Genomic DNA, 17,530 nt, shown 5'->3' with positions numbered 1-17,530 from the left:
ACTCGACACCATGGGAACCGTCGCCGAAGCACGGTCCGGACCGGCCCACGACAGGGCCGGTCCGGACGCCGAATCGGCTGTGCTGGAGCGGGAACTCACCGAGGCCGTGCTCGCCGGCGCCGCGCGCTCGGACGTGCTCCACGCGCTGGTCCGGGCGACCGGCCGGCAGGTGCGGCTGCTGTCCGCCCAGGGCGCGGTGCTGGCGACCACCGACGGCGGGTCGGGAGTCCCGGCCACGGTGGCGGACGGCGTCCTCGCCGGCGCGGCCGGACCGGTGGTCGACACGCTGGACGGGCTGCGGGCCACGGCGCTGCCCGTGCGTGCGGGGACGACGGTGGCCGGAGTGCTGCTGACCGTCGGTCCCGGTGATCCGCGCGTGCAGCAGCTGGCCGGTGCCGCGGTCACCGCGCTCCTCATCGACGCCGTGCGCGCGGGGGACGACTCCGCCGAAACCTCGCCGCCGCACACACCGGCCGACGTCGTCGCCGCGCTGCGGTCCGGGACGGTGAGCCCCTCGGTGTGCGCGGCGGCGGCGGAGCTGGGGATCGATCTGCAGCGACCGCCGGCCGGTGCCGTACTCCACTACAGCGGCTCCCGCCTGCGCGCCTGGTCCACCGCTCTCACCTGGCTGGAGCACCCTGTGCAGCAGGAGGCGCGCACGGCATGGACGGTGGCGGCCGGCGAGGTCACGCTCGCCCGCCTGCGAAGCCGGCTGCGCCACATGACCGGCGACGAGTCCGCCGGTGACGACGTCGTCGCGGCGAGCGGCTCCCACCCCGAATCGCCCATCGGCCTGGCCCGGTCCTTCGCCGAGGCCGAGCGGCTGCTCGGTCTGGCCAGGATCCGGGGCGTCCCGCTGCTCACCTTCGGCGGGTGCGGGGTGGTTCAGGTGCTGTTGCCCCTCCCGCGCGCGCATCTCGAGGCGTACGCCGAGGCGCATCTCGGGCCGATCCGGCAGCGTCCGGAGCTGATGGCGACCCTCCGTGCCTGGCTGGCCGAGAGGGGCAGTCGGCAGAGCGTCTCCGAACAGCTTCATCTCCACCGCAACTCGGTGGGCTATCGAGTGCGTCAGATCAAGAACCTCCTGGGCACGGACCCGCTTCTTCCCGCCGCCTCGGCGGAGTTGCACCTGGCGCTCGCGGCGCTCGACCTGCTCGCCGCCGACGACCGGCAGCCGCGCGGCGACGAGCCGGTTTCAGCCGGACACTGAACCGCCCTTCTCCGCGGCGGGGGTGTCGCCGAGCGCGCGTCCGCCCCCGCCTCTTCCGGCCTGCGGCCTGCACCGCGAGCGTTACGGACAGGCGCAACGCCGACGAAACCCAGTTTTTCCCTACAAGCGTTGACAGCACTGTTCGGCATGGGCAGAGTGGCCTCACAATACGTTCCACCGACTCGCAATGCGAGACGGCTGAGGTGAGGAGGGCCGCGGTGCGAGCGATGGTGCAGACCGATTTCGGGGGAACCGAGGTCGTGTCCCTGCAGGACGTCCCGGAGCCGGTGTGCGGACCGCGCGACGTCGTCGTCGAGGTCGCGTACTGCGGGCTGAACCGCCTGGACCTGCTGCAGCGCAAGGGGCCGGGCCTGATTCCCGGCTTCCGCCTTCCGCACGTGCCGGGCATGGACTTCGCCGGAACGGTGGTGGCGACCGGCTCCGCGGTCAGCTCCATCGTCCCGGGCGACCGGGTCATCGCCGATCCCACCCAGGGCTGCGGCAGTTGCCCGCGCTGTGCGGCGGGCGACCGTGCGTACTGCGCGAGCCCGCGCATCATCGGCGGCAACATCCCCGGCGCGCTCGCCGAATACGTCCTGTCGTCCGCCGAAACGATCATCCGGGTCCCCCCGTCCGTGTCGCTCGCCGCGGCCGTCACCCTCCCCACCGCCTTCGCCACGGCGTGGCACGCGGTGCACACCGTCGGGGCCCTGCACACCGGTGAGACCCTCGTGGTGCACGCGGCCGCGAGTCCCGTCAGCCTGGCGGCCATCGCCCTGGCCAAGCGGGCCGGTGCCGCGGTCGTCGCCTTCGCGGGCAGCGAGGCCAAGCTGGCCGCGGCCCGCACTGCCGGCGCGGACCTGGCGCTGCGCAACGACGACCCGGACCCGGCGAAAGCGGTGTCGGCCTTCACCGACGGCGCCGGAGCGGACCTGGTCCTGGACCACGTCGGCACCGACACCTGGCGCACCTCACTGGACTGCCTCGGCATCGGCGGACGTCTGCTGATGCTCGGCAACACCAGCGGCGACCAGGTGGCGTTCTCGCTCAGCGAGGTCTTCCACCGCGGCCTGAAACTGCTGGGCGCCGGCGGCTACACCGCGGCCGACTTCGCCGCCGCCACGTCAGCCTGCTTCGCCGACAGCCTTCACCTGCCCACCGCCACCCAGTTCCCGCTCGAGGATCTCGCCGACGCGTGGGACGTACTCGGCGCCCGCGAGACCATCGGAAAGGTCGTGATCGCGCCATGACCGACCTGCTCATCGTGGGCGGCGACATCGTCACCATGGACCCCGCACGGAGGGTCCTCACCGGCGCGACGCTCGCCGTGTCCGGGGACAGCATCGCCGCGCTCGGTACGGCCGAGGACCTGCGCAACCGCTTCCCGGGTGCAAAGGAGATCAACGCGTCGGGCTGTGTCGTCATCCCGGGCCTCGTCGACGCCCACCAGCACACGACCGTCGACCCCCTCGTACGCAGCACGATCCCGGACCACATCAGCTCGCAGGAGTCGATCTTCGACTGGATCGTCCCGCTGCACGCCCACGCCGACGGTGACGACGACGAACTCGCCGCGACCATCACCGCCGTCGAGTGCCTGACCCGGGGCATCACCACCGTGCTGGAGCCGGGCACGGTGGCCTACCCGGAGCGGGTCGCCGCAGGTCTGACCGCCGCGGGCATCCGCGCCCGGGTCGGCGGCTGGGGCTGGGACGCGGAAGGCGTGCCGTTCGGCGCCCCCGCCGACGAGGTGCTCGCCAGGCAGGAGGACATCGTCCGGTCCCTGCCGGTCACCGGTCCGGTCACCGGGTGGGTGACGCTCGTCGGCCACGACCTCGCCGGCGACGAGCTGTTCACCGGAGCGGCGAGCCTGGCCGAGCGGCTCGACACCGGACTGACCTGGCACGTCTCGCCGGGACCCGCCGACGTCGAGGCGTACGCCAAGCGCTGCGGACGCCGGCCGGTGGTCCACTTCGGCGAGCTGGGAGTACTCGGCCCGCGCCTGCTGCTGGGCCACGCCGTGTGGCTCGACGACGCGGAGGTCGACGTGATCCTCGAGACCCGTACCGCCGTCGCCGCGTGCCCCGGGGCCTACCTGCGTCTCGCCCAGGGCTACACGCGCGCCTCGCGCCACGCCGAACTGGTGCGCCGGGGCGGCCGGGTGGCACTGGGCTGTGACGCCCACAACGCCGGCGACGCCCCTGACGTCCTCCTGGCCGCCTACCTGTTCGCCGGCCTCGAACGCGACCGTGACCTGCCCGACCCGATCCGCGCCGAGCAGGCGTTCGCGCTCGCGACCGTCGACGGCGCCGAGGCGATCGGTCTCGGCGAGCGGACCGGCTCTCTCGAGGTCGGCAAGGCCGCCGACATCGTCGTACTCGACACGAGCGACCCCGCCTGGATGCCCCGCGGCGACCTGGCCCGCCAGCTCGTGTGGGGCCACGTCTCACGCACCGTCCGTGACGTGCTGGTCGACGGCCGCGTGGTCGTCCGTGACCGGCGGCCGACCGGCGTCGACCTCGCCGCCGTCGCCGAGGCAGCCGCCGAGCGGTCCGCCGCCCTCCTGCGGCGCGCCGGCATCACACCCCGCCCGACCTGGCCGACGCGGCCGGCGGGCACCGCAAAGGAGACCACTCGTTGAACGTCATCCACATGTCCGGACGCTCTCCGGCCCACAAGCAGGGCCTGCTCTCGCAACTGGTGGTGCCGCGGCCTATCGCGATGATCACGACGCTCGACCCGGACGGAGGGGTCAATGTCGCGCCGTACAGCTACTACATGCCGGTCTGTGGCGAACCCCCGCTGATCGCGGTCACCATCGGCGCCCAGCGGGAGGGCACCGCGGAGCCGAAGGACACCTGGCTCAACATCGAGCGCACGGGCGAGTTCGTCGTCAACCTGACCACCGTCGCGATCGCCGAGCACATCGAGGCGGTGGCCCGCGAGTACCCCCGTGGCGTGAGCGAGATGGACGTCGCCGACTGGCGGCCGGTGCCCTCACAGGTCGTCGACACGCCGTCGCTGGCCGACAGCCCCGCGCACCTGGAGTGCCGTGTGCACGAGGTCATCGACCGCGGCGATCACACTTCCTGCTTCTCGGGCGTGCACATCGTGCTCGCCGAGGTCCTCTGCATCACCACCGACGACTCGATCATGTCCGCCCCGGACCGCATCGACCCCACCCGGGTCCGAGCGGTCGGGCGGATGGGCTTCCCGTACTTCGTCGCCGCGGGTGAGGAGGCCCTCTTCCACCAGGAGCGGGTCGCCTACGCCGAGCTCGAGCGCGCCGACACGTCCGCCAACTGACCCACTCCCCGCCCCGCCACCGCCCCTGCCAGGGCGGTGCCACCCAGCGAATGGAACAGCAACCATGACTGCAAGAACTTCGCTCCGGCGTCGTCGGGCCGCACTCGGCCTCGCCCTCGCGGGAGGCCTCGCGCTCTCCGGCTGCGCCAGCAACGCGGCGACGGCACCCAAGGCGACCACCCCGGCGAGCAGCAGCAAGGGCTCGGGCCTCAACGAGCCCGACGTCAACGGCGACGGCAAGGTCGTCATAGGTGTCCTCAGCCCCGGCGACATCAACGACCACGGCTTCTACGAGAGCTTCGTCGACTCCGCGGACGCCTTCGCCAAGGAGAAGGGATGGAAGGTCATCAAGCGCGGCAGCGTGCCCGCCGGTGACGCGCTGACCGCGGCACGCGCGCTGTGCCAGCAGCACGTCGACATGGTCGCGCTCGCCGCCGGTGAGCTGAAGGCCGCCATCCCGGCTTCCGAGGAGCCGGTCTGCGCCAAGACCGCCTGGTATGTGCCGTCGTCGGCGAACATCGACCAGACCCCGCGGATCCTGCTGTCCTCCGACAACCCCAACCAGTCGCTGCTCGCCGCCGGCTACGCCGCGGGCCTGAAGATGAAGGCGGCCGGCTACACCAAGGCCGGGTTCGTCACCGGCGTCAAGGCCGACTTCAGTGTGCTCGGGGCCAAGGCCTTCCTGGCAGGCATCCGGGAGGTCGTCCCCAAGGCCACGCTGGTGAGCACCTACACCGGTGACTTCAACGACTCGGCGAAGGCCAAGGAGGCCACCCAGGCACAGATCAGCCAGGGCGCCAAGGTCATCTACCCCTATCTCGGCGGAGCGACCGACGCCGCCGCACAGCTGGCGAACGCCAACGGCGCGCTGACCCTCACCCCGGGCACCGACCGGTGCGCCTCGACCAGCCCGAAGTTCGACATCTCGGTGATCTTCAGCCCCGGCGACTACTTCCACGCCGCGCTGGAGAACTTCGCCAAGGACGACCTGAAGATGGGCACGAAGCGCGTGTGGCAGCTGGGCGTCGACCCCTACCCGACCGTCAAGATCTGCAACGGCCAGGGCGACGAGGACCAGCAGTTGGCTCAGTTCATGAAGAAGATCGGCACCAAGGCGATCGACCCGGAGGCCGAGGTCAAGCGCCTCGGCTGACCGTGCCGACATCGACCCAGGAGATTCACACGCGATGACACCGACGACCTCAGCGGCTCGGATCCTCGAGCTGCGTGGCATCACCAAGACCTACGGATCCGTCACGGCCTGCGACGCCGTGGACCTCACCGTCGACGCCGGCGAGATCCACGGTCTCCTGGGCGAGAACGGGGCGGGCAAGTCCAGTCTCATGAAGGTCCTCCTCGGGCTGATCCGGCGCGACGCCGGCACCGTGCTGGTGCGCGGAGAGCAGGTCGCGCTGGACAGCCCGCAGGAAGCGGCCGAGCTGGGCATCGGCATGGTGCACCAGCATTTCAGCCTCATCAGCGGGCTCACCGTGTGGGAGAACGTCGCGCTCGGTGACACGGGCGCGGTGAACAAGCAGGCGATCTGTGCCGAGATCGCCGAGGTCGCCGCGCGGTACGGGCTGCCGGTCGACCCCGAGGCGCGCGTCGACGCACTCGCGGCGGGCGAGCGGCAGCGCGTCGAGGTGGTCAAGTGCCTGCGGCGCAACCCTCGGATCCTGATCCTGGACGAGCCCACCTCGGTGCTCACCCAGGCCGAGTCGCAGGAGCTGTTCGCCGTGCTCGGCCGGGTGGTGCAGGAGGAAGGACGCGCTGTCATCCTCATCAGTCACAAGCTCGCCGAGATCGAGCAGGCCACCGACCGGGTGACGGTTCTGCGCAAGGGCCGTGTCGCCTTCCGGGCGGTCACCGCAGAGACCACCGCGCCGGAACTCGCCCGGCGGATGGTGGGCCGTGACGTGTCCCTGCACGACGAGGCCGCCGCGCTGGGTCTGCTGCCGGTGCAGAAGACCCGTACCGGCGAGGGCGGGGCGCACGACCGGCAGCCGCCCGTCCTGCGCCTCGCCGGACTCACCGTCGAAAAAGGCGGGGTCAGGGTTCTGGAAGGAGTCGACCTGACCGTCGGCGCGGGCGAGATCTGCGCCCTCTACGGCGTCGAGGGCAGCGGCCAGGCGGCGCTCGGCGAAGTCCTCGCCGGGCTGGTCCTGCCGACCTCCGGCACCATCGAGGTCGCCGGGCACAGGGTCGATGTGGCCCGGCCGGGCGCGCTCGGGAAGGCCGGTCTCGGCATCGTGCCGGAGGACCGGCACCAAAGCGGTGTCGTCCTCGACATGAGCGTCACCGAAAACCTGACGATGAAGTCGCTCGACAAGCTCAGCGGCCGCTTCCTGCTGCGTCGGCGCGCGATGCTCGCCGAGGCCCGTCGCCTCGCCGACGAGTTCAACATCGTCGCCCCCTCACTCGACGCACCGCTACGCAGCCTGTCCGGAGGCAACCAGCAGCGCGTCGTGCTCGCCCGGGAACTGTCCGGCGACACCAGCGTCCTGGTGGCGGCGCAACCCACCCACGGGCTGGACGTCGGCGCCATCGAGGACATGTACGCCCGACTGCGCAGGGCGGCCGCGGAAGGGGTCGGAGTGCTGCTCATCTCCACCGAACTCGAGGAAGTCATGGCACTTGCAACCTGGATCGCGGTGATCTCGTCCGGGCGGATCACCGGAGCACTCCCCGTCGCGGAGGCGACCCCCGAGCGACTGGGCATGCTCGTCGGCGGTGAGGCCGCATGAGTGCCGCCTCGCTGACGAGCGTCGACGACCTCTCCCGGCGCTTTCTCGCCCGGCTTCGGCCCGGGCCCGGTGGCTGGCTCGTGGTGGGCCTCACCGTGGTGCTGGTCGCCGTCGCCGCGGGCGCGTCCGCGCTGCTGCTCCTGCTCACCGGTGGCTCTCCGAGTGCTTCGGCGAGCGCGATATGGACCGGGAGCCTGGCCGACGCCACGGGCTGGACGACGACGCTGCTCAACGCGGCGCCGCTGCTGCTCGTCGCGGTCGGTGCGTGCGTCTGTGCGTCGGCCGGCACGTTCAACATCGGCCAGGAAGGACAGGTGCTCATCGGCGGCCTGGCCGGCGCCTGGGTCGGACTGCGGCTGGCACTGCCCGGCCCGATGCTGGTCGTCGTGGTGATGATCGCCGCGGCGGTCGGCGGTGGAGCCTGGGCCGCGCTCAGTGCCCTGATGCTCCGCTACCGCGGCGTCAACGTCCCGGTGAGCACTCTGCTGATGACGTTCCTCGCCATCCAGCTCGTCACCTTCGCGGTCAGTACGCCGTGGCTGCAGGAGAGCGCGCAGGGAACCTCGGGCATCGCCGACGCGGCGTCCAACCCCCTGCCGGCCAACGCCCGGCTCGCCGGCTTCGGGCAGTACCCGTCGGTGCAGTTGAACATGGGTCTGTTCATCGCCCTCGTCGCCGCGGTCGGCGTCGCACTGGTCCTCAGCCGCAGCCGGTGGGGCTTTCGGGTGCGCATGCTCGGACTGAATCCGCTGACGGCCAAACACACCGGTGTCCGTGTGGCCGCGCTCGGCGGCTTCACCCTGGCACTGTCCGGCGCCCTGGCCGGGCTGGCGGGCGGGCTGCTGCTGGTCAGCCCGATCGGCACCAACCAGCTGCAGGCCGGGCTCTCGGACAACTTCGGCTGGGACGGCCTGCTCGTCGCGCTCGTCGCACGCAACCGGCCCCTGGTCGCGGTCCCGGTGTCGTTGGTGTTCGCCGTGCTGCGTGCGGGCGGCGACTTCCTCTCGGCCACCGGCGTGCCGTACTACCTCGTCGATGTCGTCAAGGCGTTGCTGGTCCTCGCGTTCGTCGCGCCGCCCGTCCTCGTCGATCTCTTCCGCAGGCGTCGCGGTGCGATCCCGCAGACGGCGACCGCCGTGTCCGTTGTCCCGACCAAGGTGAAGGCATCCGCGTGAGCGCCCTGGACAGCACCACCACCATCCTCGCCAGCGGTGTCCGGCTGACCGTGCCACTGGCGTTCGCCGCCTGCGGCGAGTACGTGGCCGAGCGCGCCGGCACGATGAACATCTCCGTCGAGGCGATGATGCTCGGCGCCGCGTTCACCTCGATCGCCACCGCGAGCGCGACCGGCAGCCCCACCGTCGGTCTCGTGGCCGGCGTCGTCACGGGCCTCGTCCTCGGCTTCGTCCACGGCAACCTCTCCCACCGGGCGCAGATCAACACCTTCGTCGTCGGCCTGGTGCTGAACGCGCTGGTCCTCGGACTGACGAGCTACCTGATCACGACGAACCAGTTCGCCTCGCACCAGGTCCACATGTTGTCGATCCCGCTGCTGCAGGACATCCCGCTGATCGGCAAGCCGCTGTTCTCCGAACGCTGGCCCGCCTTCATCCTGTTCGCGCTGGTGCCGCTCACCTGGTGGCTGATGGAGCGCAGCCGCTGGGGTCTGGAACTGCGGGCGGTGGGGGAGAACCCCCAGGCCGCCGATGTCACGGGCATCAAGGTGAACATGCGGCGCCGGCAGGCCCTGCTGTGGTGCGGCGCACTGGCCGGTCTCGGGGGCGCGTACCTCGCGGTCGGCGAGGTCGGATCGTTCAACCAGAACATGACCGCCGGGCGTGGATACATCGTCATCGCCGCGGTGATCTTCGGGGCGTGGCGGCTCGGGCGGACGCTGCTCGGCTGCCTGGTGTTCGGCCTCTCCGACGCGATGCGTCTGGCGCTCCCGGCGCTCGGCGTCACCCTCAACGCCCAACTTCTCGTCGCGGCCCCGTATCTGCTCGCGCTCCTGGCCATGCTGCTGTTCACCACCCAGCACCGGGAACCCGCCGCGCTCGGACGGCCCTTCGAGCGCGGGTCGACGTGACGGCCGGGATCGGGCGAGGACGGATGCCGCGTGTGCGGAGGCGCGTGGCTCGTTGGTGCGCGCCCCCGCCGGCGGCGCAGCGTCGGCGGAGTGGGGCCGGCGTCGAGGGGGTCGGGCCCGTGGCCGGGTGTGAGGAGTGCGTGATTCCGGTCCGCTGCCTCGGCCGACATGCGGGCGAGGCTCGACCCGGTGGCCGGGAGCGGCGAGGACGGACACCGGCTCCGCGACCGTACGGAGACGGCATCCGCCGTGGGTGGGCGATCCCGATGTCAGCGTCGGCGCAGCGCCGCGGTCTGCAGGGCCGGTGGCGTGTGGCCGACGTCGAGCGGGTTGAGGACGCTGCCCGGCGCGACGAGTTCGTCGATCCGGTCCAGCGCCTCGGCCGACAGCGGCCGGTCCACCGCGGTGAGCTGCGACAGGAGCTGGTCGTGGGTGCGCGCGCCCATCACGGCCGAGGTGACGCCGGGATGAGCGAGCACGAACCGCAGTGCCAGCTCGACGAGCGTGCAGCCCTCCTCGGCGGCCAGGCGCACGAGTTCCTCGACGACCGCGAGCTTGCGCTCGCGCACCTGCTCGTCGGCGAAGTCGAAGTGGTCGCTGTTTCTCAGCGCGCGCGAGTCTCCCGCCGGTTCGGCGCCGGCCCGGTACTTGCCCGTCAGCCAGCCGCCGTTGAGCGGGCTCCAGACCATGACGCCCATACGGTGCCGCTCGGCGGTGGGCAGGGCAGCGGCCTCCGCGTGCCGGGCCAGGATCGAGTACGACAGCTGTTCCACGGTGAACCGCTCGCTGCCACCGCGCCGCGCGGCCCACTGCGCCTCCACGATCTCCTCGGCCGGGAAGCTGGAGGTGCCGATCGCCCGCACCTTGCCCGCCCGCACCAGGTCACTGAGCACACCGAGGGTCTCCTCGACGTCGGTGAGGGGATCGGGGCGGTGGACGAGGTACACGTCCAGGTGGTCCGTCCCCAGCCGGCGCAGGCTGTCCTCCACGGCACGCGTGATCCACAGCCGGGAGGCGCCGCCCCGGTTGCGGTCGAGCGGGCCCGCGGGCATCCGGCTCGCGACCTTCGACACCAGGACGACCTCGTCGCGCCGTCCCTTCAGCGCCCGGCCGACGATCTCCTCCGACTCGCCGAAGGCGTACACGTCGGCGGTGTCGACGAAGTTGACCCCGGCGTCCAGCGCCGTCGCCACCATGCGGTGGCACTCCGCTTCGTCGGTGTTGCCCCAGGCGCCGAACATCATCGACCCCAGGCACAGCTGACTCACCTCGATGCCCGTCCCACCCAGAATCCGGTAGTGCATGCTCGCCCTCGTCTCCCAGCCGACGCCGTGTCGCTGTCCTCTCGCAGGCTCGCACAGAGGCCGGTCCCGAACCGATGTCGCGCGGGGCCAGCATCCCTGGCCTGCGTGTTGTGTCCGCAGCACATCGACCCGCGGGTGCATGCGTGCCTAGGCTCAAACAAATCCGAACAAAGAAATCCGAACCACTCACTGGAGGTACCGTGGCCACCGGTCTCACCTCGGCACGCTGGACTCACGTCGCGCTGCCGACCGGCGATCTCGACAAATCGATCGCGTTCTACACCGCACTGACCCCGCTGGTCGTGGTCGAGCGGTTCAAGGACGCCGACGGCGAGAGCGTCTGGCTCTCCAACGACCAGCAGGCCGAGACGCCGTTCGTGCTCGTCCTGGTGTCCTTCAACAAGGACAAGGGCAATCAACTGGGCCTGCTGCACCCCTTCGCGCACCTCGGCATCGAGGTGCCGACGCGCCAGGACGTCGACGCCCTCGCGGACCGGGCCCGCGAGCTCGGTTGCCTGCACTGGGAGCCCCGGCAGATGCCCGAGCCCGTCGGCTACATCTGCGCTCTGAAGGACCCCGACGGCAATGTCGTCGAGATCTCCCACGACCAGCGGGTCTTCGACTCGGTCCGCGCGAAGTGGGGTTCGTCCTGAAGGACACCCGCGCAGCCGTCGAGGCGTACCTCGCGGCGCTGAACGCGCACGACGCCGAAGCCGTGGCCGCCTGCGTGGCCGAGGACTTCGTCAACGAGCACACGTCGTCGATGGGACAGAGCCGCAGGGGCCGCGCCGAGTACCGCGCCGCCCTGACCGGGTTCCTCGAGAACTTCGGGGACCTGCACTACGCGCCCGAGTGCTTCCTCGTCGACGGCGAGTCCGCCGCGGTGCCGTACGTCATGAGGTTCCTGATGCGTTCGGCGGGCGACCGCCCCGTACGGGTTCGCGGGGTCTTCGTGTTCACCGTCGCCGACGGCCTCATCGCGCGCCGCACGGACTACTGGGACAGCGGCGAGGTGCAGCGGCAGCTCGCCTGACGCCCCTGGTCGGAAGCCCGGAACCAGATCCCTGACACCCCGTCCGCCCCTCGCGCGGACGGGGTGCCGGTGTATCCCCGCCCGACCTGCGTATCGCTTTGCATGACGCCGTCTCGCATTGCTTGACACGATGTCGTCTCGCAATGAAAGATGCCGTCATGCAAGTAGTGACAACGCAGTCCGGCCTGGGCCGGATCGAGGACGGGGCCATCGCCCTGTTGGACACGGCATTTCCGCACGTCGGCGCGGTCCTCGAGCAGGACGGCTCGCTGCAGGGCCTGGCGTCCTGCGCGGTACGCCGGCGGATCCCGCTCGACCAGGCCACGCTCGTGGCGCCGCTTGGCCGTCCCCGCGCGGTGTGGGGCGTCGGACTCAACTACCAGTCGAAGGCGGCCCGCGCGGGCCGGGGAGTGCCCGAGCAGCCGATCCTGTACCTGGCCGCGTCGTCCGGCGTCCTGGCACCCGGCGCGCAGGTGGTGATCCCGCAGGCCGCGACCGAACCCGACTACGAAGGGGAGATCGCGGTCGTCGTCGGTCGCCGGCTGTACCAGGCGTCCGAGTCGGAGGTCTGGCCCGCGATCGCCGGCATCACCGCGGCCAACGACATGACGGCACGCGACGTCATGCGCACCACGACGATCCCTGCCCTCGCCAAGAGCTACCCAGGGTTCACACCGCTCGGCGCGTCGATCCGCACCTCCGACGACCTCGCCGAACGCGACGCGATCCGCGTACGGACCCGGGTCAACGGCGAGCTCGTACAGGACGACACGAGCGCCGGGATGATCTTCGCGGTCACCGATCTGCTCAGCCGCCTGTCGTGGTTCGCCGCGCTGGAACCCGGCGATGTCGTCCTCACCGGAACTCCGGCCGGCACCGGCCAGGACCGCGGATGCTTCCTCGCCGACGGCGACGAGATACGGGTCGAGGTGGACGGCGTGCTGCCCCTCGTCACCCGCGTCGTGCGCCCCGCGGACGCTTCACCGCACGACCACCGGCTGACCGAACCGGTCAGCTGACCACCTCTCACCCTGGAGCCCATACCGATGCCCATCTCCTCTATGCCGTCCTACGACCTCGTCCTGGCCGGCGGCACCGTCATCGATCCGGCGTCGGGCACCAACGCCCGGCTCGACGTGGCGGTCACCGGTGACCGCATCGCCGCGATCGGGGAAGGGCTGGCGACGGGCGCGGCCCGCTCGATCGACGTCACCGGCTCCACCGTGCTTCCGGGCCTCGTCGAGGGCCACACCCACATCTTCCAGTACGTCTCCGCCGTCGGCGCCCCCGCCGAGGAGGCCCACCTGCGGCGCGGCGTCGTCGCCGCGGCGGACGCCGGCACGGCCGGCGCCTCGACGTTCGCGGCCTTCCGCAAGCTGGTGGTCGAGGCGAACCCGCTGCGCATCGTCAACTTCCTCAACGTCTCGGTGCTCGGCCTGATCGACTTCAGATTCGGCGAGCTGCTCAACCCCGACACCCTGGTCCCCGAGGACGCGCTCGCGACCGCCGAGGCCCACCCCGACATCGTGCGCGGCTTCAAGATCCGGCTGTCCGAGGACGTCGTCGGCGAGAACTGGGAGTCGCTGCTGAAGAAGTCCGTGGCGCTGGCCGAGCAGGCCCGCCTCCCGCTGATGGTGCACATCGGCGAGACCGAGGAGCCGGTGCCCGTCGTCCTGGACTACCTGCGCCCCGGCGACATCGTGGCGCACTGCTACACCGGCAAGCCGAACGGCATCCTCGACGGCGACCAGGTGCACCCGGCAGTCATGGCGGCCCGCGAGCGCGGCGTGCTGTTCGACTCCGCCCACGGCAAGAGCAACCTCAGCTTCGAGGTGGCCCGCCGGGCGATCGCCGACGGATTCCTGCCCGACATCCTCAGCTCCGACACCAGCGCCCGCAACTGGCGCGGCCCGGTGTTCGACCTGCTCACCAGCGTCTCCAAGCTGGTCGCGCTCGGCGCGCCGCTGGAGGAGTGCATCCGGCGGGCCACCGTCGCCCCGGCACAGCTCCTCGGGCTCGACACCGAAGGCTACGGCCGCCTGGCGGTCGGCGGACGGGCCGACGTCACGGTCGTCGACTGGACCGACGAGGTCACCCTGCCCGACGCCGCCGGCAACACGATCGTCGCGCCGCGCCTGGAGCCGACCGTCGTACTGCACGCCGGCGCCGAGGTCGACATCGTGCCGTGGCGCGGTCTGCCGGCAGCGTGAGACGCCCGCACGTCCCGCGGAGGACGCGATGACCGTCGCTGACGTCCACCTGCTGCGGCGCCGGCTGCGCGCGGCCCTGACGGCGGCGGAACCCGCCGTCGGTACGTTCGTCAAGCTGGCGTCGCCCGACGTGGTGGAACTGGCCGAGGCGGCCGGGTTCGCGTTCGTGGTCGTCGATCTCGAACACTCCGCGCTCACCGAGCAGAACGCCGTCGACCTGGTGCGCCACGCCCACGCCTGCGGTCTGCCGGCTGTGGTCCGCGTGCCCGAGGTGGACGCCGCCGCCCTCAACCGGCTGCTGGAGGCCGGGGCGGCGGGTATCCAGCTGTCCATGCTCACCCGGGTCGCCCAGGCCGAGGCACTCGCGGCGGTGACCCGGTTCGCGCCCGCCGGCCGCCGCTCGGTCAGCCTGGCCAACAGGGCCGCCCGCTTCGGCGCGCTCCCGCCGGCCGCCTTTCTGCGCGCCGAGCGGGACGACCCACCGGTGCTGGTGGGCCAGATCGAGACCGCGCGCACCGATCCTCTGCCGGATCTGCTCGCCCCTCTCGACGTGTGCTTCGTCGGCAGCACCGACCTCGCGGTCGACCTGGGCCTGCCGGCCGACCCGGCGGTGCTGCGCGCCGCGGTGGGCCGGGTGCGCGAGGCCGCCCGCTCGGCGGCGGTGGCGTTCGGCGGCTGGGTGCCGGTCCGGGGCGGCGCGGCGGACCTGGGCCTGAGTGACGCCGACTACCTGGTCGTCGGCTCGGACCTGCAGATGTTGGCGACCGCCCTGCGCGCGGCCGCCGGAGAGGAACACCAGTGACCACACGCAACGCGGCGCTGTTCAGCACCGTCGTCAACTGGGACGAGTTGCCGCTGACCCAGGTGCGACCGGGGGTCCGCCGTCGCGTCTACGCGACGGACGAGATGATGATCTGCCACCACGAGCTCGACGTCGGCATGACACTCAACCCGCACCGGCACGAGGACTTCGACCAGCTGGTCCATATCGCAGAGGGCCGTGCAAACTACTACGTGGACGGTGTCGCGCACGACATGCGTGCGGGGTCGTTCCTTCTGGTTCCCCGCGGCAGCGAGCACTACGTGGAGCCGACGGAGGCCCCCTGCGTGAACATCGACTTCTTCGTCCCGCCCAGGACCGACCTGCTTCCCTGACCGACAGATCTGGGAGCTGTTGAGGGCCTCCGGGCGGAGTGAATGTCAGACACATTCACTCCGCCCGGAGGCCCTCGGTGTGTCACACGCGGGTCAGCCCCCGTTGGGTGCGCCGTCCGAGTTGCCCAGTCGCTGCGACAGCGCGCGGGCGGTCTCCAGCAGCGCCTGCGCCATCGGCGACTTGACGTCGTCGGGGACGGTCGCCGTCGTGCCGACGACAGCGAGCGTTCCGCTGATCTTGTCGCCCTCGAAGATCGGCGCCGCGATGGTGCGGACCCCGTTGACGGCGGGGGAGTTGACCGACAGCCCGTGCTGCCGGATGGCGTCGAGCTCCTCGGTGAGCTCGGGGGACTTGCGGACCGAGCGCGGCAGCGCCGGTACCTGGTCCGGGGGCAGGAACGTGAGGAAGATCCGTCCCTGTGCCGAGGAGGTGAGGTCGAGACGCGAGCCGACCCGGACGCTGATGCGCACCATGTGGTCGGTGTTGTCCACCGAGCGCACCACGGTCGGCGACTCGCCGTCCCAGACCGACAGCACGATCGTCTCGTCGACGCGCCGGACCAGCTCCTCCATGTACGGCTCGGCGGCGGCGACGATCGGCAGGCCGGCCCGCGCCGCCGTCGCGAGCGTGAGCACCTGGGGGCCGAGGGAGTACAGCGAGGTGCGCTCGTCGTAGCGCAGCAGGTTCGCCGCCCGCAGCGCCTTCGTGTAGCGGTGCGCGGTCGCCTTGCTCGCCCCGAGCCGCGCGGTGATCTCGTTGAGACTCATGTGCGGCTTGCCGACCGTGAACGAGCCGAGGATCAGCGCCGCACGCTGCACCGTCTGGATCGTCGGCGCGGTCGTGTCGGGAGCGCCTTGCTCGCCGGTGCCGGGCTGCGCCTTCGTGGCCATGAATCTTGCTCCTGTTTCGTACTTAATAAGGTGGTGAGACGTTGAATGGAACGCCGTATTGGATAGCGTAACGGTGAGAGCCGTGTAAATGTGCGGGAAGAGTTGAGGTGTGCCAGGCCCTCACACATCGGAGGAGTGTCCCGGCGTGAGGGAGCGGGCCGAGTCGAGCAGGGAGGCGATGTGGTTGACGGCCAGAGCGGCCTCGCCGAAGCCGATCGAGATGAGGCTGACCTTGCCGTCGTGGTCGGCGATGTCGCCGGCCGCGAAGACGCGCTCCCGGCTCGTGCGCATCGTGCGGTCGACGAGGATGCGCCGACGGCGTAGCTCCAGTCCCCACCGCTCGATCGGCCCGAGATCGGCGATGAAGCCGAGCGCGGCGACGACGGACTGGGCGGGCAGGCTGATCCGGTCGCCGTCCGGGCCCGCGACCACGACCTCCGACACCGACCCGTCGCCGGAGATCTTCTCGACCTCGTAGGGCGTCAGGACGCGCACGGAGGACGCGTGCACCTGCTCGACGGTGCGTTCGTGAGCCCGGAACCGCGTACGCCGGTGCACCACCGTCACCGACGAGGCGATCGGCTCCAGCGACAGAGCCCAGTCCAGCGCCGAGTCCCCGCCGCCGACGACCACGACGTCCTGTCCGGTGAGTTCGTCCAGCCGGGGCACGAAGTACCGCAGCCCCCGGCCCAGGTAGTCGGAGCCCACAGGGAGCTCGCGGGGCACGAAGTTGCCGATCCCGCCGCACACCAGCACCGCCCCCGCGGTGATCCGCGTGCCGGCGTCGGTCGTGGCGACGATGTGCTCACCCGCGTCGTCGAGGTCGGTGACCCCGTGCCCGAGCAGGTAGACCGGGTTCGACTGCCCGGCCTGCTCGGCCAGCCGGTCCACCAGGTCCTGGCCGCGGACGGCGGGGAAGCCGGCCACGTCGTAGACGAGCTTCTCGGGGTACAGCGCGGTGATCTGCCCGCCCACCTCGGGCAGGGCGTCGGCGACCGCGACGCTCATGCCGCGGAAGCCGGCGTAGTACGCGCCGTACAGCCCCGCCGGACCGGCACCGATGATCAGTAGGTCGACGGACACATCGGGGCCGGCGCCCGGGACGGCCGGCAAGCCGCTCACGCTCCCACCTCGGGGTGGTCGCGGCCGACCCTGCCGACCTTGCGTGCGCCCCCGGGCGATCCGAGCGGTTCGGCTCCGGCGATTTCGAGGGTGAAGAACTCGGCGTTGACGCGCTGGGACTGCTCGGCCTCGGCCGGCAGGTCCTCGTGGTGGAAGATCGAGATCTGCGGGCAGACGGGTTCGCAGCGCCCGCACTCGACGCATTCGTCGGGCTGGATGTAGAGCATCCGGTCGCCCTCGTAGATGCAGTCGGCCGGGCACTCCTCCATGCACGACTTGTCCATGACGTCGAGGCATGCCTGAGTGATGACATACGGCACGGGCTTCTTGCCCTTCACACGGTCGCACGGAATGCGAGATGGTGTCTTCTAATGTGGAATGGATGATGACGGCGCAGGCCCGGGGTGTCAACCATCAGGCGATTGCTTGACACTGCCGCCCGTGCTAAGGGAAGCTGGCGCGACATACG

At 71.3% G+C, this 17,530-nt stretch carries 18 protein-coding genes; 14 read left to right on the top strand and 4 right to left on the bottom strand.

The features are described 5' to 3' along the window. Positions 1 to 10 precede the first annotated feature (10 nt). The 8 genes from RNB18_RS25115 (at position 11) to RNB18_RS25080 (ending at position 9,346) form a co-directional block, all read left to right on the top strand. Positions 11 to 1,210, top strand: coding sequence for a PucR family transcriptional regulator (locus tag RNB18_RS25115; protein WP_311716361.1), 1,200 nt, complete (start codon positions 11 to 13; stop codon positions 1,208 to 1,210). Positions 1,211 to 1,437: 227 nt separating this feature from the next. Continuing rightward, the gene (locus RNB18_RS25110; protein ID WP_311716360.1) at positions 1,438 to 2,460 is read left to right on the top strand and encodes an alcohol dehydrogenase catalytic domain-containing protein; all 1,023 of its coding nucleotides are present in this window, start codon (positions 1,438 to 1,440) and stop codon (positions 2,458 to 2,460) included. After that, positions 2,457 to 3,851 (top strand): amidohydrolase family protein, encoded by a 1,395-nt coding sequence (locus RNB18_RS25105; protein ID WP_311716359.1) that lies wholly within the window; start codon positions 2,457 to 2,459, stop codon positions 3,849 to 3,851. The genes RNB18_RS25110 and RNB18_RS25105 overlap by 4 nt, the downstream gene beginning before the upstream one ends. Beyond that, positions 3,848 to 4,516 (top strand): flavin reductase family protein, encoded by a 669-nt coding sequence (locus RNB18_RS25100; protein WP_311716358.1) that lies wholly within the window; start codon positions 3,848 to 3,850, stop codon positions 4,514 to 4,516. The genes RNB18_RS25105 and RNB18_RS25100 overlap by 4 nt, the downstream gene beginning before the upstream one ends. A gap of 64 nt (positions 4,517 to 4,580) precedes the next feature. Then, positions 4,581 to 5,669 carry a BMP family ABC transporter substrate-binding protein gene (locus RNB18_RS25095; protein ID WP_311716357.1) on the top strand — a complete coding sequence of 363 codons (1,089 nt, stop codon included), beginning with the start codon at positions 4,581 to 4,583 and terminating at the stop codon, positions 5,667 to 5,669. Positions 5,670 to 5,703: 34 nt separating this feature from the next. Then, positions 5,704 to 7,260 (top strand): ABC transporter ATP-binding protein, encoded by a 1,557-nt coding sequence (locus RNB18_RS25090; RefSeq protein ID WP_311716356.1) that lies wholly within the window; start codon positions 5,704 to 5,706, stop codon positions 7,258 to 7,260. After that, a complete protein-coding gene (locus RNB18_RS25085) occupies positions 7,257 to 8,435 on the top strand; it encodes an ABC transporter permease (protein WP_311716355.1) in 1,179 nt (392 codons plus the stop codon). The genes RNB18_RS25090 and RNB18_RS25085 overlap by 4 nt, the downstream gene beginning before the upstream one ends. Continuing rightward, positions 8,432 to 9,346 carry an ABC transporter permease gene (locus RNB18_RS25080; RefSeq protein WP_311716354.1) on the top strand — a complete coding sequence of 305 codons (915 nt, stop codon included), beginning with the start codon at positions 8,432 to 8,434 and terminating at the stop codon, positions 9,344 to 9,346. Before RNB18_RS25085 ends, RNB18_RS25080 begins: the two co-directional genes overlap by 4 nt. Before the next feature lie 269 nt (positions 9,347 to 9,615). Here RNB18_RS25080 and RNB18_RS25075 read toward each other — a convergent pair whose 3' ends face one another. After that, entirely contained in the window at positions 9,616 to 10,650 is a 1,035-nt protein-coding gene (locus tag RNB18_RS25075; RefSeq protein WP_311716353.1) for an aldo/keto reductase, read from the bottom strand. Positions 10,651 to 10,850: 200 nt separating this feature from the next. Between RNB18_RS25075 and RNB18_RS25070 the strand changes: the two genes are divergently transcribed. From RNB18_RS25070 to RNB18_RS25045, 6 genes are all read left to right on the top strand, one after another. After that, on the top strand, positions 10,851 to 11,303 hold the full coding sequence (locus RNB18_RS25070; protein ID WP_266510376.1) for a VOC family protein: 453 nt from the start codon (positions 10,851 to 10,853) through the stop codon (positions 11,301 to 11,303). Then, entirely contained in the window at positions 11,288 to 11,683 is a 396-nt protein-coding gene (locus tag RNB18_RS25065) for a nuclear transport factor 2 family protein (RefSeq protein WP_311716352.1), read from the top strand. The genes RNB18_RS25070 and RNB18_RS25065 overlap by 16 nt, the downstream gene beginning before the upstream one ends. A 158-nt stretch (positions 11,684 to 11,841) precedes the next feature. After that, positions 11,842 to 12,702, top strand: coding sequence for a fumarylacetoacetate hydrolase family protein (locus tag RNB18_RS25060; RefSeq protein ID WP_311716351.1), 861 nt, complete (start codon positions 11,842 to 11,844; stop codon positions 12,700 to 12,702). Between the two features lie 27 nt (positions 12,703 to 12,729). Continuing rightward, complete coding sequence (locus tag RNB18_RS25055) at positions 12,730 to 13,893, top strand: amidohydrolase family protein (RefSeq protein ID WP_311716350.1); 1,164 nt, start codon at positions 12,730 to 12,732, stop codon at positions 13,891 to 13,893. A 28-nt stretch (positions 13,894 to 13,921) separates the two neighbouring features. Then, the gene (locus RNB18_RS25050) at positions 13,922 to 14,695 is read left to right on the top strand and encodes an HpcH/HpaI aldolase family protein (RefSeq protein WP_311716349.1); all 774 of its coding nucleotides are present in this window, start codon (positions 13,922 to 13,924) and stop codon (positions 14,693 to 14,695) included. Then, positions 14,692 to 15,048, top strand: coding sequence for a cupin domain-containing protein (locus RNB18_RS25045; protein WP_311716348.1), 357 nt, complete (start codon positions 14,692 to 14,694; stop codon positions 15,046 to 15,048). Before RNB18_RS25050 ends, RNB18_RS25045 begins: the two co-directional genes overlap by 4 nt. A 93-nt stretch (positions 15,049 to 15,141) precedes the next feature. On the opposite strand, the gene RNB18_RS25040 is transcribed toward RNB18_RS25045, so the two are convergent. From RNB18_RS25040 to fdxA, 3 genes are all read right to left on the bottom strand, one after another. Next, complete coding sequence (locus tag RNB18_RS25040; protein ID WP_311716347.1) at positions 15,142 to 15,939, bottom strand: IclR family transcriptional regulator; 798 nt, start codon at positions 15,937 to 15,939, stop codon at positions 15,142 to 15,144. 120 nt (positions 15,940 to 16,059) lie between these two features. Further along, the gene (locus tag RNB18_RS25035) at positions 16,060 to 17,061 is read right to left on the bottom strand and encodes an NAD(P)/FAD-dependent oxidoreductase (RefSeq protein ID WP_311716346.1); all 1,002 of its coding nucleotides are present in this window, start codon (positions 17,059 to 17,061) and stop codon (positions 16,060 to 16,062) included. Beyond that, positions 17,058 to 17,399 (bottom strand): ferredoxin, encoded by a 342-nt coding sequence (gene fdxA, locus RNB18_RS25030; protein ID WP_394817660.1) that lies wholly within the window; start codon positions 17,397 to 17,399, stop codon positions 17,058 to 17,060. Before fdxA ends, RNB18_RS25035 begins: the two co-directional genes overlap by 4 nt. Positions 17,400 to 17,530: the final 131 nt, after the last annotated feature.

This window comes from Streptomyces doebereineriae (assembly GCF_031845645.1).
In the GTDB taxonomy this organism is placed as follows: Bacteria; Actinomycetota; Actinomycetes; order Streptomycetales; family Streptomycetaceae; genus Streptomyces; species Streptomyces canus.
Note: the sequence above shows the minus strand (reverse complement) of the source record. Positions and strands in the feature narration are given on the sequence as shown.

Bases quoted from the DNA above. Each gene is read 5' to 3' on its own strand.
- RNB18_RS25115 (WP_311716361.1), top strand. From the start codon at position 11: ATGGGAACCGTCGCCGAAGCACGGTCCGGACCGGCCCACGACAGGGCC.
- RNB18_RS25110 (WP_311716360.1), top strand. From the start codon at position 1,438: ATGGTGCAGACCGATTTCGGGGGAACCGAGGTCGTGTCCCTGCAGGAC.
- RNB18_RS25105 (WP_311716359.1), top strand. From the start codon at position 2,457: ATGACCGACCTGCTCATCGTGGGCGGCGACATCGTCACCATGGACCCC.
- RNB18_RS25095 (WP_311716357.1), top strand. From the start codon at position 4,581: ATGACTGCAAGAACTTCGCTCCGGCGTCGTCGGGCCGCACTCGGCCTC.
- RNB18_RS25090 (WP_311716356.1), top strand. From the start codon at position 5,704: ATGACACCGACGACCTCAGCGGCTCGGATCCTCGAGCTGCGTGGCATC.
- RNB18_RS25085 (WP_311716355.1), top strand. From the start codon at position 7,257: ATGAGTGCCGCCTCGCTGACGAGCGTCGACGACCTCTCCCGGCGCTTT.
- RNB18_RS25075 (WP_311716353.1), bottom strand. From the start codon at position 10,650: ATGCACTACCGGATTCTGGGTGGGACGGGCATCGAGGTGAGTCAGCTG.
- RNB18_RS25060 (WP_311716351.1), top strand. From the start codon at position 11,842: ATGCAAGTAGTGACAACGCAGTCCGGCCTGGGCCGGATCGAGGACGGG.
- RNB18_RS25055 (WP_311716350.1), top strand. From the start codon at position 12,730: ATGCCCATCTCCTCTATGCCGTCCTACGACCTCGTCCTGGCCGGCGGC.
- RNB18_RS25050 (WP_311716349.1), top strand. From the start codon at position 13,922: ATGACCGTCGCTGACGTCCACCTGCTGCGGCGCCGGCTGCGCGCGGCC.
- RNB18_RS25040 (WP_311716347.1), bottom strand. From the start codon at position 15,939: ATGGCCACGAAGGCGCAGCCCGGCACCGGCGAGCAAGGCGCTCCCGAC.